Consider the following 15,220-nt stretch of genomic DNA (forward strand, 5'->3'; position numbering starts at 1 on the left):
GGTGCCCGTTTGGAAAATGCCTCGATTGAGGAAAAGGATAGGACATGCGTTATTTGCACACGATGGTCCGCGTGACCAACATTGAAGACTCTCTCGATTTTTATTGCAACAAGATGGGCATGACGGAAGTCCGCCGTTACGAAAACGATAAAGGCCGTTTCACCCTGATCTTCCTCGCAGGGTCGGACGACGTCGAAGCCGGCAAGGCCAATTCCGCCCCGCTTCTTGAACTGACATACAACTGGGACCCGGAAACCTATTCGGGTGGCCGCAACTTCGGCCACCTCGCCTATGAGGTCGATAACATCTACGATTTCTGCGAAAACCTGCAGAAACAAGGTGTCACCATCAACCGGCCGCCGCGCGATGGCCGCATGGCGTTTGTCCGGTCCCCGGACAATATTTCCTTCGAGCTGCTTCAGAAGGGCGAAGCGCTTGAAATCAAAGAACCCTGGGCATCCATGCCCAACACCGGCGAATGGTAAAACCGGACAGTTTTCAACAGGTGCAGGCCCGGGTTTCCGGGCTTGCAAAAAATTGTCGCAAAGGCTCTTGCAGGCTGATCCATTCCCGCCTATAAGCCTCCCCACGACGCAGCCGCGTCGACCGCGCGCCCATCGTCTAGCGGTCTAGGACGCCGCCCTTTCACGGCGGAAACACGGGTTCGAGTCCCGTTGGGCGTGCCAACTTCTCTCCTTCCGGTTCAGAAGCAGGCACATGCATCGGCGAACGCCGTTGGTCAGTGTGCGGCTGGCGATATGTATCTGCCTTCTATTTCAAGCGCAGGTTCGCCCTCCCGGAACAAAGTCCGCCCCGGAAATTCCCTCTTGTAGAATGCTTCGATATCTGCGGCCGCGGGGCCGGCATACTCGATCCGTCCGTTCGGGAAGAATATGTCCAGGTCGTCATCCTTGTGCTCCGTCGCATAGGTTTCCTGCGATCCGTGCAAGACCATTGCAACACCGAGTCGGTTGTTGACGAAATGCTGCACGTCAAAAAACTTAGGCGAGCGGGTGTGCTTCTGGCCCAGGCGCCCCTCTCTGACGCGGACCAACTTGTCAGGGGCGTCCATGTCGACGATGCCGTAGAGATCAAAGTCACCATGAACGCATTTGGCCGCGGTGATCAGCGAGCTGGATGAGAATTTCACACAGCCGAAATAGGGGTCTTCTGGATTTCTTTCGACGAAATAAACGCCGCCACGGGGAATGTAAGTCAGTTTCCTTTGTTGCTCGAAGGTTGCCATTTCCGGCCGCAACTGTTTTTGGAATTCACCCCATTCCTTGATTACCTTTGCCATCTTGCTTGCCTTGAAGGCCTTTTCGCCGGCTATTTTGGGATCGACTACCAGGCCCGCAAAGCTCTTGCGCTGCGCGTCGGGACACTTGCTCCCGACCGGTTTTACATCGAAATCCGCAGTCTTGGCCTTGCAATCCAGCCGCTTGGGCGAGGCGTAGGGTTCACCAACGTGCTCAAGGGACGCTGTGTTTGTCCTCCGGACCAAAATCGCGACGTTGTAGAGCCGGGCTGCGGACTGAAATACGCCGACATGCTTGGCTCTCATATGTTTGAGAATATCTGCTCTTCCGGCCATCAAGTGTTCTCCGCTGAGCGCAGGCTTCACCTGAGCCTGCGAAAACGCGTATTTTCAATAAAACCAGATTACCAGACAGTCACCCAAATACGGTGATTCAAGTCACAAAGCGGTTGTCTGGAGGCTGAAACTTCAGTCCGTTTTCAAGTTGCTGCCGGCAAAAAGTCCGCCATCACCTTCCCCAACGTCCTTTTGTGTTAACGTAACTCGAAAAATGGCAGCAACTGTCTGTTGAAAAGTGGTTTTTCAAAAAAGGATTAGCTATAGTCTGCAACTGATTTTAGTGGGGCATCATCGGACCGTTTCGGTCTGGCTTCAGTTGGTTGCAGGGGCAGCTTTTTCTTTTTGACGTTCCTGTGACGCGTATTACAGAACCATAGTGCCATCCGGGGTACCTGTTCCTCTCAAGAGGACAAAGACCTCGTGTAAAGATCGGTTCAACCGACAGGCAACCTTGATCTACGAGAGGACAGGATATGTTCAAACGAATGATCGCCGTGCTGGCAATAATTCTCGCAGGGACGGCCCCGGCACTGGCCAAGCGCGTTGCCCTCGTACTCGGCAACGGCGCTTACGAACACACAGTACAACTTCCCAATCCGGCAAACGATGCCGAGCAGATGGCCGCCAAACTCAAGGCCCTCGGCTTCGAAGTCGTTGCCGGTCAGGACCAGACTTACGGTGAAATGCGCAGATCCGTCATGGATTTCGCGAAAAAGGCTTATGGCGCCGATATCGCCATTCTGTTCTACGCCGGACACGGCCTTCAGGTCGCCGGCCAGAATCACCTGGTTCCTATCGATGCCACGATCGAGGATGAAACCTCGCTCGACTTCGAAACCATCACGGTCGATTTCATCATGCGCCAGATGTCCAAGGACGTGAAGGTGCAGATGGTGTTCCTGGACGCCTGCCGTGACAACCCTCTGGCCCGCACCCTCGCGCGCCGGATGGGGCCGAGCCGCTCTGGCAGCGTCGGTGCAGGTCTTGCCGAAATCAAGATCCAGGAAACCGGCGGCGAAGGCTCCGTGATCGCATTCGCGACCAGCCCGGGTGATGTCGCCCTGGACGGCGACGGTGCGAACTCGCCCTTCACCTCCGCACTGATCAAGCACATCGACACTCCGAATGCGTCCATCCAGACCGTCATGACCCGCGTTACCGGCGAGGTCTATGAAGAGACGGAAAAGAAACAGCGCCCGTGGGTGAATGCATCACTGATCGGTGAGGTATTCCTGAACAAGCAGCAAGTCCCTGCTGCGACGACGACAGTTGCATCGCTCGGCGACACCGCGACTGCCGCTCCGCAGCAGCCGGCTGTCAACAATGCCGCCGCCACCTCCCCCAGCCAGTCTGCGATTGCCTGGGAACGCGAGAAGCTGATTTGGGAAACGGCCAAGTCAAGCAACACCGTTGCAGACTACAAAGCTTACCTGGACGCTTACCCGTCCGGTCTGTTCGCAGATTTTGCGCGCAATTCCATCAAGCGGCTTGAAGCCGGCAGCCAGGTCGCTTCAGTCAATCCGACCGTTGTTCCGGGGGCGGCTACAGCTCCTGCGGCCAGCTCGGCTGGTGTTGTCGCAACCCTGCCGGATCCGCAAAAGGCCGTTCCGGGTACAGAGGCAACCGAAGCGTCACTTGGCTGGAACCGGACAGCCCGCCGCGAGGTCCAGACCCGTCTGAACCTGGCCGGTCAGAATGTCGGCCGTCCGGACGGTGCCTTCGGTCCGAAGACCCGTGCGGGTGTGGCTGCCTGGCAGACAGCGAACGGAATCGTTGCTACCGGCTACTTCACTGCCGCTCAATACGCCTTGCTCACGTCACAAACGGCAACGCAGTATTCGGCCTACCAGGCAGAAGTGAATCGCAAGCAGCAAGCCGCCGCAAGCGCTTCTCGCAGCGCAACTTCCACTCGCCGCAATAACACCACCACCACCCGCCGTGCGAACAACAATAACAATGGCGGAGGCATCAACCCGGCCGGCGCAGCCTTCATCGGCGGCGTCGTGGGTGGCATCATCGGCGGGGCAATCGGTCGCTGATCGAGTTACACCATACGCCACATAAGAACGGCTCGGCTGTATGACCGGGCCGTTTTGCTGTTCGGGATCAAGAAACCTAAGGCTGTCTCACTCGCATAATGGCAGCCAGTCGAACGTCATCATTCCAGATGCAAACGCACACTTGTCAGGTTCGAAGTGCGAGCTTCGTCCAGGATGCGCACGATCTGCTGGAAATCCGTCCCCTTGGCAGGCAGCAGAACCGCATCTTTGGCTCCTGCTTTCGCCAACCGGTTCAACTCCGCCGCCAGATCGGCGAGCGCAAGATCGTGCCCATTAACGGTGACGGCAGATCTCCCCTCGCCTTGAACAGCCTTTACCACGATCAGAACTGCAGGAACGGTTGCGACCGATTGTGTCTCAGTCCCACCAGCGGGAGCACCTCTGCCAAGACTGACTTCCAATGGTCGCCAGACGCCGAATGTGGAAGACAACAGAAAGAACATGATCAGGATGAAAATCACATCGATCAGAGGGGTCAGCGGAATGCGCCTTCGTCTCGCGACCGGTGTTTCGATAGAGATCATGCCTCAGCCATCCTGGATCTGTGGGTCTTGTAGCAAATCGAGTTTCCCCCAATTGCAACAAGAGCTCAATTGTCTTTCCTAAATTGACCGCGGAGGCGCAATTCCTTAGCGTATTTAGCAGGTTGGCAAACTGGATCCATGACCATGAAAACAGACCGCGACAGCGCCAATGTCGCTCAAGCATTCCGGTTCTGTTTAGGCAGGACTGCATATTTCGGCGCAGCAGTCCTGGCAGGCCTTCTGTTGCCTGCCGCTGCCCACGCCGGACTGCGCGTCTGCAACGGTTCTGTCGATCTCGTGAATGTCGCGATCGGTTATGAAACCGACGAAGGCATGCGAACCGAAGGTTGGTGGACAATCACTGCCAACGCTTGCAGCCAGGTGTTGCAGGAACCTCTCGAGAAGGCGCGCTACTATCTTCATGTCGCCGACGGCTTCGGCGAAAGCCGTCTTGGAGGCGATATTACTCTTTGCATTCGCGAGGAAAAATTCGTTCTTTATGATGGTGATCAGTGTTGGCAACGCGGCCTGATCGAAGCCGATTTCTTTCAGGTCGAAACCGAAGGGAAACAAGATTGGACGGTTCTGTTGTCCTATGATTAGGGACGGCGAAGACCGGAGACCACCTTCCCTTTCGAATATTCTTTGACGCATTAACCGGGGGAACAAGATGCGGATACTGGTTCAGCAAATTTTTATAGCGATTGCGGTTGCCGTCCTTGCAGCGCCTGTTCAGGCACAGCAAGTCACTGGCAAGATCAGCCTCGAACTCAACCAGCTGCAGCCGACGGCTGATGGCGGCTGCCGCCTGTCGATCATTGCTACCAATGGCCTTGAACGTCCCATGGACAAGCTCGGTCTGGAAATGGTCGCCTTTAACAAGGACGGCCTGGTCGACCAGTTCCTGCGACTGCAGTTCTCCCGCATTTCCGCCGGCAAGACCAAGATCCTGCAGTTCGACCTCGCAGGAAAGGCTTGCGACAGTCTTTCCCGTCTTCACATCAACGACGTCATGAATTGCGTGCCGCCCAGCATCACGGATGTCTACTGCCCTGATCTGCTTGACCTGAGCAATCGCACCCCCATTGAATTCGGCGACTGACCCTGGTCCTGCACGTCTGATGGAGCGTCAATCGCATGGTTGAGACATCTTCCTCCCTTCTGGAGCTCGGCGGGCCTGTTGTGCTCATCCTGCTCGCCATATCCATTGCCGCTGTTGCGGTCATCCTGGCAAAGACCGTGCAGTTTTCAACTGCCCGCGTCGGCCGTCACGGGCTTGTGCGCCAAGCTGTCTCGCAATGGCGAAGCGGCGAACGCGCCAAGGCTTCACAGAACCTTTTGAAAGACAGATCGCTGTCCGGCGCCCTGGTGCGCAGCGCCATGGACGCCATTCAGATGCTGGATCAACAACCGCTGTCTTCCCAGGTGCGTGATATCAGGGAAGAACGCTTGCGGGAGGAAATCTCCGCAAGGGCAGCCGATCGGCTGTTCGGGCTTGCCAGTTGGCTGAAAGCCCTTGATCTGGTCACGCAGATCTCGCCGTTGCTCGGTCTGTTCGGCACCGTCCTCGGAATGATCGAGACTTTCCAGACCCTTCAGGAATCGGGAGCATCCGCCAACCCTGCGTCGCTTGCGGGCGGCATCTGGGTTGCGCTTCTCACAACGGCGTGCGGCCTCGCCGTCGCCATGCCTGTGTCCATTGCGGTTACCTGGTTTGAAACACGGCTGGAAAAGGAACGCGCTGCGCTGGAGGTTCTCCTGACCGGTGTTTTCACTGCCGGAGCGTCAACATCGCCACCTTCAGCGTGACACCTTGAACGCCGTCAACGAGTAGACGCCCGGCTCTGCCAGTATCTCTGCAACCCGTTCTGCCGGCAGCCGTCCAAAACGAGCGGGTTGCCGGTCTGCAGGACGGTTCCAGATGGCCAGCACCAGAGCGGTCTCCTCACTCTTGTCGCTTGCTATCATGGTCACCGGTACCTTGAAGCGCCAGCCGCCTGCTGTCTGACTGTTCGGCGCAGGCAGCAGGAACTCTCGTCCGTCATGGATCTGCCCGGCATCGTCAATCAGATAAAGTTCGGGTGGACCTTTACCGCTGAGATCCAGCCCGGATTGTTCAGCGCTTGCAATCCGCTCAAACGGCAGATCACGCTGAACAACGCCTGAGACCGGTGTCCCGCTGCGAACAACGGTCCGGTCCAGTTCGACAAGGCCTGATGCCTCGATCCCTTCGGAAATTCCGAGAGCATCCAGCAAGGCGCATTGCTTGCGCGTCACCAGTCTGACCTCGATCTTGGCCTCAAAACCCTGATCGGCCTTGAACCGTTGATCGAAGATTGCGAACGGACCAATGCCCGCGCCGAAGGCCGTAACCGCCGCGCTGTCTGCTCCGGCAGAAAGGACAGACATATGGGTGCAGTCGCCGAATTTGTAACTGGCTACATAATCCGTCACTTTTGCCAGCGGATCGATGGAGGCGACAGCAACAGGCGGTACAATTTCCGTCGGCTCTCCCTGCGGCTGCGTTGCGGGAACCGTCGAAGAGACCGGTGCGCTTGGCGCTATTTCCGGCGTGGCAGTTTCAGCAGGCTGAAGAGCGGCAATCTGTTGTTCGGCGGGCATCACGGCTTCCACCTCAGCGGTGGCCACAGGAGTGACCGGAATATTGGTTTCGGGCGTGGCGCTCTCCGGTCTCTCGATCTCTTGCTGTGTTTGCGGCAGGAATGCCTGCGTTACGGCCTCATTGGCTGTGGGATCTGCAGTTACCGGCTCCATGGCGAGCGGAGCCAAAACCTGACTGTCCTGAACAGCAACAACGACGGTCTCGGCTTCTCCTGCAGTCACGACCTTTTCGATGCTGGTTGTGCCAGAGACTGACGGAACCTCAATCTCGGAAACAGGAACTTCCAAACCGACAACCGTTGTCGGTGCGCTTGGCGTCACTGCGACAATCGCCTCCGAAACGGGCGCAGCCGCAACGATGGGCGCGGCGGTTGGCGTGACGACAGAAGACTGCGGAACTTGCACCTGCTCTGGTGGCTCTGCCGCAGCTTGCTCCGGTTCGACAATCGCAATTTCTTCGGCCGAAACAATGTCCAGGTTATTCGAAATTGTCGGTTCGAGAACGCTAATCGGAGCCACACCGACAGGCACACTCGCGGAACTTTCCGTCAGGACCGGTTCTGAGGCGACAGCCTCCAGTACTTCTGAGCTGCCCGAACTTGATACCGTTTCCACCGGTACTGCCGGCTGAACCGGCAAGGGAGTTTCAGGCTCGATTGGTTGAGTGGTTTCCGCTTCAACCCTTGCCAGGTCTTCAAACGGCAGACCACCGCTTTCGAAGATCACCTCAGTCTCGACAATCGGTAGCGGGTCGTCCTCTTTCCAGGGCAGTATTGGTAGTCCGTAGATCAGCGCAGAAAGATGCAAAGCAACCGAGACGCCCAGAACAGCCGGCCAGACATACCCCGGGACATCCCACTGCCGGTCCTGATTATAGGCAGTGACCGTCAAGGCGCACCTGCCTCAACGGTCATCAGTGTCAATTGCTTCACACCGCCGGCCTTCAGCCGGCCAGCCAAGGCCGACACCGCTTCCATTCGGGTGCGTTTGTCGACCTGCACCACCATGCGGCCCCTGTCCGGCGTCCAGGCTTCCAGAAATGGACCGAAGTCTTCGTCTGTCAGAATTTCGCCGTCGAACCAGACAGTGCCTTCCCTGTCCAGCACCAGACTGCCGTCCAGCTTGCCACTACCGTTGTCCTGCTGCGTTTCCGCCCAATCGAACCCTTCGGGCAAGGGTGGGCGCAGCGTTCCGGAAACCAGCAGGAAAAGCAGCAGCAGAAACACCACGTTGATCAGCGCAAGAGAACTGTCCGCCCGACGGTGCGGCTTCAATTCCTGCAAATGGATCGGTTTCGTGTAGCGTTTCATGGTTGGCCAAAGGGTCCGCTGCTCCAGGTTCCTTCCCGGTCAGGGCACCACTTTGACCGTGGTTGCCGTCGCCCGCAAGACCGGAACATCCTGCATCAGCTTTTCAAAATACTGCTCCGGATCCTTTTCGCGGCGACTGGCGAGCGTTTTGGAAACTTCCGGCCCGACCATCGCAATGATCAAGCCGGTTTCCTCGGTGGATGTCTTCAAGGTTAGCGGCACGACAAAACCGGCTCCGCGGTCATCCGTCTGCAGATAGGGGGACAGGTTCACTGCCTCGCCCTTGCTGTTGACGAATATCAGACCGAGCCCGCCTGTCGAAGGGTCGTAACCGGAAATGCGGCCCGCCATGTTGCTGCCATTCGGAACCACCGTCCGCTGCATATCGAGACGCAATTCGGTATTGACGTTGCCTTGCGGCGTTGCCCTGAGGAAAGCAATCGCCGGGCATTGCGCGTCGCTCACCAGGTTGACCTGGATCTTTGCCTCAAAGCCCTGCGACTGAGTGAAGTCGCTGTCAAAACTGATGAAGGGCGGCGTTCTGGATGCAAATCCCTCGATTTCTGCAGACCGGCTGGCGATTTCCATGGGCTGCAAGTACATGCAGTCGCCCGCCTGATAACTGCTGACAAAGTTTCGGATACGGTCTTCGGGCTTGACGGTTTCAGGAGCCTGATCCGGATCGGTCGCCACAGGCGGCCGGATAGCGGTTTCGGTCTGGTCCGGTTTGTTGTCGATCGTCTGCTGCGCAGGCTTCGTCGGGATTGCCGGAACAGTGGTACTTGGTGGTGTCGTAGGTTTTTGTGTTTCCGGCGGCTGCACTAACGGCGTTTGCGTCGCAGGAGGTTGGGTTGCCGGGGTTTGGCTCTCCGGCGTCTGAGGCTCTGGTGTTTTCACCGGCGGTGTCAGGCTGGTCTGCTGCGACGGCGCATCAGGCGCATTGGGCCGCGGCGGGGCGACGAGTACGGGTTTCTGGTCCTGCTCGGGCACAGATTGACCAACCAGGAAATAGACGCCACCTGCGCCGACGCCAGCAAAGCCTAGAAGGGACAATGCAACCAGAATACGCTTGCCCCAATTTGCCTGAGCTGCGGGCTGATCGAGTGCGGATTGTTCCGGTGGCGGTGTGGAAGATGGCCGGATGATGGTCCGGTCCTGATCCTGTCGGCCCATCGGGGCACCAAGCGTCCAGTCCGCGATTTCCTTCATGGTTGCCGGGCGGTTTGCGGGATCGGGTTGCAGCATCGCTTCCAGCAGCGGACGGAAACGATTGTCGATGCCTTCAAGCGGCGGTGTCTGCCGACGTTTGTCGACGATCTGCACCTGAGTGCCACCCATGTCGATCTGTTTGCCGGTCAGCGCTTCGGCGATAACCAGACCCAGCGAATAAATATCGCTGCGCGCGGTCACCTTGGCATCAAAGATGCCGACCTGTTCAGGCGAGACATAATTCACCTTGCCGGCAAACCCGTCGCCGATAATTGTCGGACCACCCGTGTTTGCCCGCGAAATTCCGAAATCGATGATCTTCGCCTGTGCGACATCGCCGTTTTGAAGAATCACATTGTCCGGCGAAAGATCCCGGTGAATGACCTCCCGGTCATGAACCGCCTGCAAGGCTTCTGCCAGGCGCTTGATGAGCGTGAACACGGCTTCAGGCTCCAACGGCCCGGCTTCCAGACGCGTGCTCAGGGACGGGCCGCTGACGAACTCCATGGCAAGATAGTAGATGCCAAGTGTCGGTTCCTTTGCGAAGACGTAATACTGGGTCAGCGCATCGTGCTTGAGTTTGCGCAGGATCTTCGCTTCCCGCTTGAAGAGATCCAGGATCATCGGGTCGCGCGAAAAGGTTGCCAGAAGGACCTTGATGGCAACCGGGTCCCCGCTTTCCACGTCCCTTGCCTTGTAAACCGTCCCGATACCGCCATCGGCAATATGTTCTTCAATCTCGTAGAGATTGTTGAGCCGGGTTCCGGCGGGCAGCAGGTGGTCACCAACGTTCATCAGTTGCGAACTCCTTCGCGCGCAGACATTGCATCTATATCGACAATCACGACGGTCACATTATCGGACCCGCCCTCTTCCAGGGCACCGTTGATAAGGCATTGGGCCGTCGGCTTCGGAGCGCCGTTCATCAGGAAGGTTCCAATGACACTGTCGTCCAGATGACCGGTCAGGCCATCGGAACACAGGAGAAACCGATCCCCCTGACGCAGGTTTCCCGACACCAGTTCGAGTTCAAGTTCAATCCCCGAACCAATCGCACGGGTGATGACATGACGGCGCGCAAACGTTCTCGCTTCTTCCGGTGTCAGGACGTTCTGGTCTACCAGCTCCTGTGCCTCGGTATGATCCGTCGTCAATTGCTCAAGATGGCCGTTGCGCAACCGGTAGACACGGCTGTCTCCTGCCCACAGGCACGCGAAATTCGATCCGGAAATCAGAAGAGCGGCAATGGTCGTTCCCATTGCAGCGCCATTCGCCCTGGCCGCAGCCTGTTCGATCCGGTCCTTTGCGGTAATCAACCTGCTTTCGAACTGCTCGAGAAGGTCTTCCGCACTGCGTGGTTGGGCGATGCTGGTAAGGGCCTCGCGCACGAGACTGGACGCCATCGCGCCATTGTGCATGCCGCCCGCCCCGTCCATAACCGCGAACACACCCTTGCCTTCGTCAACGTAGAACGTGTCCTCATTGTGCTGCCGAACCCGGCCGACATGAGTTAGTCCGATCGCAAAGCCGCGCATTGACGCTTCCATTTGTTCGATCATGTTTGATGATCCTCCGGATGAAATCGCCCTTGAATGTTCCCCGCCACGTCCTGCGGAGTTTCCCTGGTGGCAAAGGCTTCCGGAAGCAACAGCCATCGAAAGGCACTTGCGTCCGGCAGTCCTGCACATGAAAACTCGAATCCCACTTCTCCTGCCCGGCACCAGAATTCGGACAGGACAACCGTGTCCGTTCCAGGCATCGCCTGCAACTCAGCAGCATCGCCTTTCTTGCCACTTGCCTCCACCGCAAACGGCGCATCCAGACCGGCCACGGCCTGTTGAAACTCCTCCAGACCGGCATCTTCCCGCAACGTGTCGCGCAAGATCTCCTCGGCACGGTCGTACCAGTCCTCTGCCGGACGGGCATCTTGCTCAGCCGGCCGCACGCTGCTTGCCAGCGTCAGCGGAAAGGCTCGACCGACCTTGTCGACATTCGGCATCAGAGCTCCGGCAACGGGGTCGACAGGTTCATCGCTGTCCCGGCGAGGCTCAAGCCAGAAACGCCAAACCGGCATGGTCATAAAGGCTTCCTCCCAACCCTCACCCAAATCCTGACGGGACTGTGCAAGTCCAGCCATCAGAAATGCTTCCCAGCTCTTCAGAAAGCCGGCTGGGCATTGCCCGATCACAAAATCCGCCCGAGCCGGCAACTTGCCGAAATAGCCGGTTGCCATTCTAGAAGCTCGTCGGGCAGCTGAAATCGCCCACGGCCGACAGGAAGAACGGGTTCGGGTTCGTTCTCAATGTCACCGTAAAGGCAACCTGTCTGCCACCGAGCGTTTCACGGACGACAAATTTGTTCTGGCCGGAACTGACCCGGTTATCGCGAACGAAGCGATAAAAGGCCCAGTCGCCATGAATTTCACGCCGTGACCGGTATCCAGGAACTTCCGGCTGGATCACGAGAACCACACGCGGCGTCGCCGTGTTGCTGGGCCAGTCGAAATTGGCCGGCAACGGTTCAATTTCCGCATTGAACCCGGGACCACGCGTCACCAGCACGAGATTTCCGTTCACTTCCAGGCTGGCGGCGTCGGCCTGCTGGGACAGCGCCCGCGGAACCACCTGAAGGCCGACGGATGGAAACGCATTGCCAGTCGGGAAGAAGGCCTGCTTGATCAGATCTGCCCGCTCGAACTGTCTAAGTGTCGCATTGGAAAGACGATCTGCCTGTGAAACTTCGGGTTTCCAGTTCCAGGGACGCGTTGAGGTGTCGACCAGCGGCTTCAGGTTTTCATCAAAAAACCGCTGCATGATGCCGGAAGGGGCAAACAACTTGGCAAATTCCGTCATCGGAACTTCCGAGCGACCGTTTTCAAAGGGATAGTTGCGGGCAACGATCCGGCGGCACTCTCCAACAACCTGCGTACTCAGCTTTTCATTCAGCTGCGTGATCGAGGTTTCCTTGTATTCCTCATCGAATTCCTTTGCAGCTTGCACGATCAGCTTGTCGAAAGGTGGCGGAAAGCGCGTGGCATTGCTTCGCAGAAGAGACGCCTGGATCTGCACGTTGGAATTCGCTGTCTCGCTCTGAAGCGGGTTGTTGGCAACGATCAGAAGGTTGTCGAGGATGTTCTTGAAATTCAACAGCAAGGCGTCGATCTTGCGGCTGTTCTCGCCCTCGACCAGCACGTGGTAAGGCCGGAAGTGATCTTCGATCGCCTTGCCCGGAATAATGGTTGGACCATTGTTGCCAGCGGCCGCGCCGAGCGCGCCGGACAGACCTCCCGGTGCGATCGCCTGCAGACCGGCTTCAAGACCTATGCGCTTCAACCCTCCTGATGAATCCAGCACGTAGCGCTGGAAGATTTTTTGCGCAGCTTGCGAGCCTGCTTCCTGCGCGTTGCCGCCGGTCAGGTTTCCGGCAAGCCCCTCGCTGGACATATCCTGCGTCAGCGAGGTTTCGCGTCGAATGCTCTCCAGAAGCTGTACGACTGGTGACGTTGGCGCCGACACGGCCTGAAGCGTCGTGTAAAGCGGTTTGTCGTTGCGCATCGACTTGAATTTCAGATTGCCGAGCGCCTCTTCCCAAGCTTCGATGAAATCCTTGGTGTAAAGCTCCAGGACTTCGCCGGGAAGCGATTGGTATTGATCAGAAAAGGCATCCGCCTCACCGACATCGCCAAACACCCACTTGTCACGCTCCAGCTCCTCACGAATGCCGGCCAGGTTCGGCAGAACCGAGAGGTGGAAGCCGGGATAGGTGAAGAACTTGTCGACCGCGACCGTGTCCAGTGTGTCGCCGTTTTCCGTTTCGAAAACGGTCTCCATGTCGGATCCGCCACGCTGTTCGGCAATCCAGTCTTCGCTGGCCAGGCCTTTGGCACGTGACTTGAGTAGCGCATAGCCGCGTTCGGCAAGGCTGACGCGGCCAAGCTCACGCTGAACCTCAGCAACCAGAATGCCGTCCAGCTGGTCGGTCAGGACATTGCCACCGAAATCGAGATCGAGCATGGCGGCTACATGCGCGTTGAGTTCGTTGCGCAGTATCTCGCCCTGCGGTCCAGGGAAACTCTGCAAGAAATCGGCACGGAACGAATTCTTGATCTGCTCCTTGTCGATCTCGGGCGCATCGCCTGCCACCATCCGGTAGAGCTTGGCGAGATTGTAAAGCGTATCGACGTCCTGTCCGCCCGGTCCGGTGCGGTTGTCGAGAACCTCGGTCATCTGCTCTTCGATTCTCAGCAGCAGACGAGGCCGTAGCAGTCGTTCCAGGCCGCTTCGGTAGGACGTTACGCCGGCTGCTTCCAGGCGGTCGCGCTGGCTGAGACCGAATTGTTCCATGATTGGCGTCGGTGTGTCGCGAGTGTCATATCCAGCCGGCAGATCCCGCAACATGGACAAGATGTAGGCCGTGTCTGCAAGATTGTCATCGCGAACCACCCGCTCCGCGAGAACGGTTTCCCCGTTGACACGCACCGTGTCCACCGCCTTTGCGGTTTCGTCGATCAGCGCCTTGTTGTTGAGGTAACTGATCCCCCACAGGCTGCCGAGGCCAATGGTGACAAGTGCAATTGCCGCGTAAGCCGCAATACGGGTTGCGGTGGCCATCCGCACGGCATGACGATTATGGGTAACCCAGCCGGCTTCCCCGATGATGACTTTTGAAAGCAAGTCACGTAGGAAATAACTCTTGCCCTGACCGGACAGTGCTGCGGCCTGATAGGCCGTGCCGAATGCCTGGCTCATGGAACCGATAACCCGGTCGATGGCGGTTCCCTTCTGGGTGCCGGATGTAAAGTAGAAACCGCGCAGCACGGCATTCGGATAATATCTGCTCGGCTCGAAGATGGCGTTGAGGAAGCCGGTCAGCCGTTCCTTGAGAGCCGCCACCTGCGTCGGGAAGCCGTAAAGCATCAACCGGGCGCGTGGATCCGGCTCTTCCTGCAGGCGATCAGCCATTTCTTCGTTGAGCCGCTCTACCAGGAGATCGAACTCGGCCGGCGCTTCCGCCACCATGTTCTTGGTCTTTTCACGGGTCTGGAAGGTTGCTCCCCAGACCAGATTGCGGCGGGTTTCCGGGTAAGAACCGAAAAACTCCATGAACCCCGCAACCGTGTCGGCCTTGGTGAAAATCACATAGACCGGGAAGTCGATTTTCAGGGTCTTGTAAAGTTCAATCAGCCGGGTCCGGATGGCGTCGGAATGCTGCTTGAGCTCATCGTCCGACAGGGTCATCAGATCTTCAAGACTGATCGACACCATGACGCCGTTGATCGGCTGACGCGGACGCGCCTTGCGCAGGATGTTGAGGAACCCGAGCCAGGCCTCACGGTCATGTTCTTCGTCGGAATCCTGCGTCGTGTAACGGCCTGCGGTATCGATCAGCACTGCCGTTTCGGCAAACCACCAGTCGCAGTACCGAGTTCCACCGAGACCCTCCAGTTTTTGAGCCTCTCCCTTTGCCCGCGCGCCTGCGAACTTCAAGCCCGAGTGCATAAGCGCCGTGGTCTTGCCGGCGCCCGGAGGGCCGATCATCAGATACCAGGGGAGATCGTACAGATAGGTGCGCGCACTTCCGCTCGAACTCTTGAGTGTCTTCAGAGCATCCTTCATCCGCTCCGACATGATCTGCAGGTCGGCGTCGCTTGCCTTGGGCTGCAGGATCTCGCGCTCGAGCTCACGGTTAGCCTTGATCCGCTTGTAGATCCTGTAACCGGCCCAGCCACCGACAGTCAGCAGGACGAATGCGATCAGCAACAACCTTACCCAGAGAGGTTCGAAGGGCCTCACACCGGCGATCGACAGGAAAGGCCCGCCAAACCAGATCAGACCGATCAGGGCGAGAATGCCGATTACTATTGCCGTTATTCCGAGCCAGAATTTCATAAATAGAGCC

Annotated in this window: 13 protein-coding genes and 1 tRNA gene; 6 read left to right on the forward strand and 8 right to left on the reverse strand. The window is 57.9% G+C overall.

Translation table 11 applies throughout. The features are described 5' to 3' along the window. Nucleotides 1-44 precede the first annotated feature (44 nt). Together ACYQ54_RS22220 and ACYQ54_RS22225 are read left to right on the forward strand one after the other, a co-directional pair. A complete protein-coding gene (locus ACYQ54_RS22220; protein ID WP_460086359.1) occupies nt 45-485 on the forward strand; it encodes a VOC family protein in 441 nt (146 codons plus the stop codon). A gap of 125 nt (nt 486-610) precedes the next feature. After that, nucleotides 611-686 (forward strand) — tRNA-Glu (locus tag ACYQ54_RS22225). Nucleotides 687-739: 53 nt separating this feature from the next. On the opposite strand, the gene ACYQ54_RS22230 is transcribed toward ACYQ54_RS22225, so the two are convergent. After that, entirely contained in the window at nt 740-1,624 is an 885-nt protein-coding gene (locus ACYQ54_RS22230) for a hypothetical protein (protein ID WP_460086361.1), read from the reverse strand. Nucleotides 1,625-2,070: 446 nt separating this feature from the next. Here ACYQ54_RS22230 and ACYQ54_RS22235 point away from each other — a divergent pair, with 446 nt between their 5' ends. Then, nucleotides 2,071-3,636 (forward strand): caspase family protein, encoded by a 1,566-nt coding sequence (locus tag ACYQ54_RS22235; RefSeq protein ID WP_460086363.1) that lies wholly within the window; start codon nt 2,071-2,073, stop codon nt 3,634-3,636. 119 nt (nt 3,637-3,755) lie between these two features. On the opposite strand, the gene ACYQ54_RS22240 is transcribed toward ACYQ54_RS22235, so the two are convergent. After that, nucleotides 3,756-4,181, reverse strand: a complete 426-nt coding sequence (locus ACYQ54_RS22240) for an ExbD/TolR family protein (RefSeq protein WP_460086364.1) — start codon at nt 4,179-4,181, stop codon at nt 3,756-3,758. Nucleotides 4,182-4,325: 144 nt separating this feature from the next. Here ACYQ54_RS22240 and ACYQ54_RS22245 point away from each other — a divergent pair, with 144 nt between their 5' ends. The 3 genes from ACYQ54_RS22245 to ACYQ54_RS22255 all read left to right on the forward strand — a co-directional run bounded on the left by ACYQ54_RS22245 (nt 4,326) and on the right by ACYQ54_RS22255 (nt 5,990). After that, nucleotides 4,326-4,784 (forward strand): DUF1036 domain-containing protein, encoded by a 459-nt coding sequence (locus ACYQ54_RS22245; RefSeq protein WP_460086366.1) that lies wholly within the window; start codon nt 4,326-4,328, stop codon nt 4,782-4,784. A 67-nt stretch (nt 4,785-4,851) separates the two neighbouring features. Further along, the gene (locus ACYQ54_RS22250; RefSeq protein WP_460086368.1) at nt 4,852-5,283 is read left to right on the forward strand and encodes a hypothetical protein; all 432 of its coding nucleotides are present in this window, start codon (nt 4,852-4,854) and stop codon (nt 5,281-5,283) included. 35 nt (nt 5,284-5,318) lie between these two features. Next, nucleotides 5,319-5,990, forward strand: coding sequence for a MotA/TolQ/ExbB proton channel family protein (locus ACYQ54_RS22255; RefSeq protein ID WP_460086370.1), 672 nt, complete (start codon nt 5,319-5,321; stop codon nt 5,988-5,990). Here the strand turns inward: ACYQ54_RS22255 and ACYQ54_RS22260 are convergent. Genes ACYQ54_RS22260 through tssM form a run of 6 tightly spaced genes read right to left on the reverse strand, consistent with a single transcriptional unit; the run spans nt 5,982 to nt 15,210 of the window. Beyond that, a complete protein-coding gene (locus ACYQ54_RS22260) occupies nt 5,982-7,694 on the reverse strand; it encodes a hypothetical protein (RefSeq protein ID WP_460086372.1) in 1,713 nt (570 codons plus the stop codon). The two genes, ACYQ54_RS22255 and ACYQ54_RS22260, sit on opposite strands and share 9 nt — an antisense overlap. Further along, nucleotides 7,691-8,113, reverse strand: a complete 423-nt coding sequence (locus tag ACYQ54_RS22265) for an ExbD/TolR family protein (RefSeq protein ID WP_460086375.1) — start codon at nt 8,111-8,113, stop codon at nt 7,691-7,693. The genes ACYQ54_RS22260 and ACYQ54_RS22265 overlap by 4 nt, the downstream gene beginning before the upstream one ends. Nucleotides 8,114-8,152: 39 nt before the next feature. Next, nucleotides 8,153-10,117 (reverse strand): serine/threonine protein kinase, encoded by a 1,965-nt coding sequence (locus ACYQ54_RS22270; protein ID WP_460086376.1) that lies wholly within the window; start codon nt 10,115-10,117, stop codon nt 8,153-8,155. Next, on the reverse strand, nt 10,117-10,881 hold the full coding sequence (locus ACYQ54_RS22275) for a PP2C family protein-serine/threonine phosphatase (protein ID WP_460086378.1): 765 nt from the start codon (nt 10,879-10,881) through the stop codon (nt 10,117-10,119). Before ACYQ54_RS22275 ends, ACYQ54_RS22270 begins: the two co-directional genes overlap by 1 nt. Next, nucleotides 10,878-11,555: a type VI secretion system-associated protein TagF gene (gene tagF, locus ACYQ54_RS22280; protein WP_460086380.1), complete on the reverse strand. Its 678-nt coding sequence runs from the start codon at nt 11,553-11,555 to the stop codon at nt 10,878-10,880. The genes ACYQ54_RS22275 and tagF overlap by 4 nt, the downstream gene beginning before the upstream one ends. Nucleotide 11,556: 1 nt before the next feature. Further along, complete coding sequence (tssM, locus tag ACYQ54_RS22285; protein ID WP_460086381.1) at nt 11,557-15,210, reverse strand: type VI secretion system membrane subunit TssM; 3,654 nt, start codon at nt 15,208-15,210, stop codon at nt 11,557-11,559. Nucleotides 15,211-15,220 lie beyond the last annotated feature (10 nt).

The sequence above is a fragment of the Roseibium sp. LAB1 genome, from assembly GCF_054658235.1.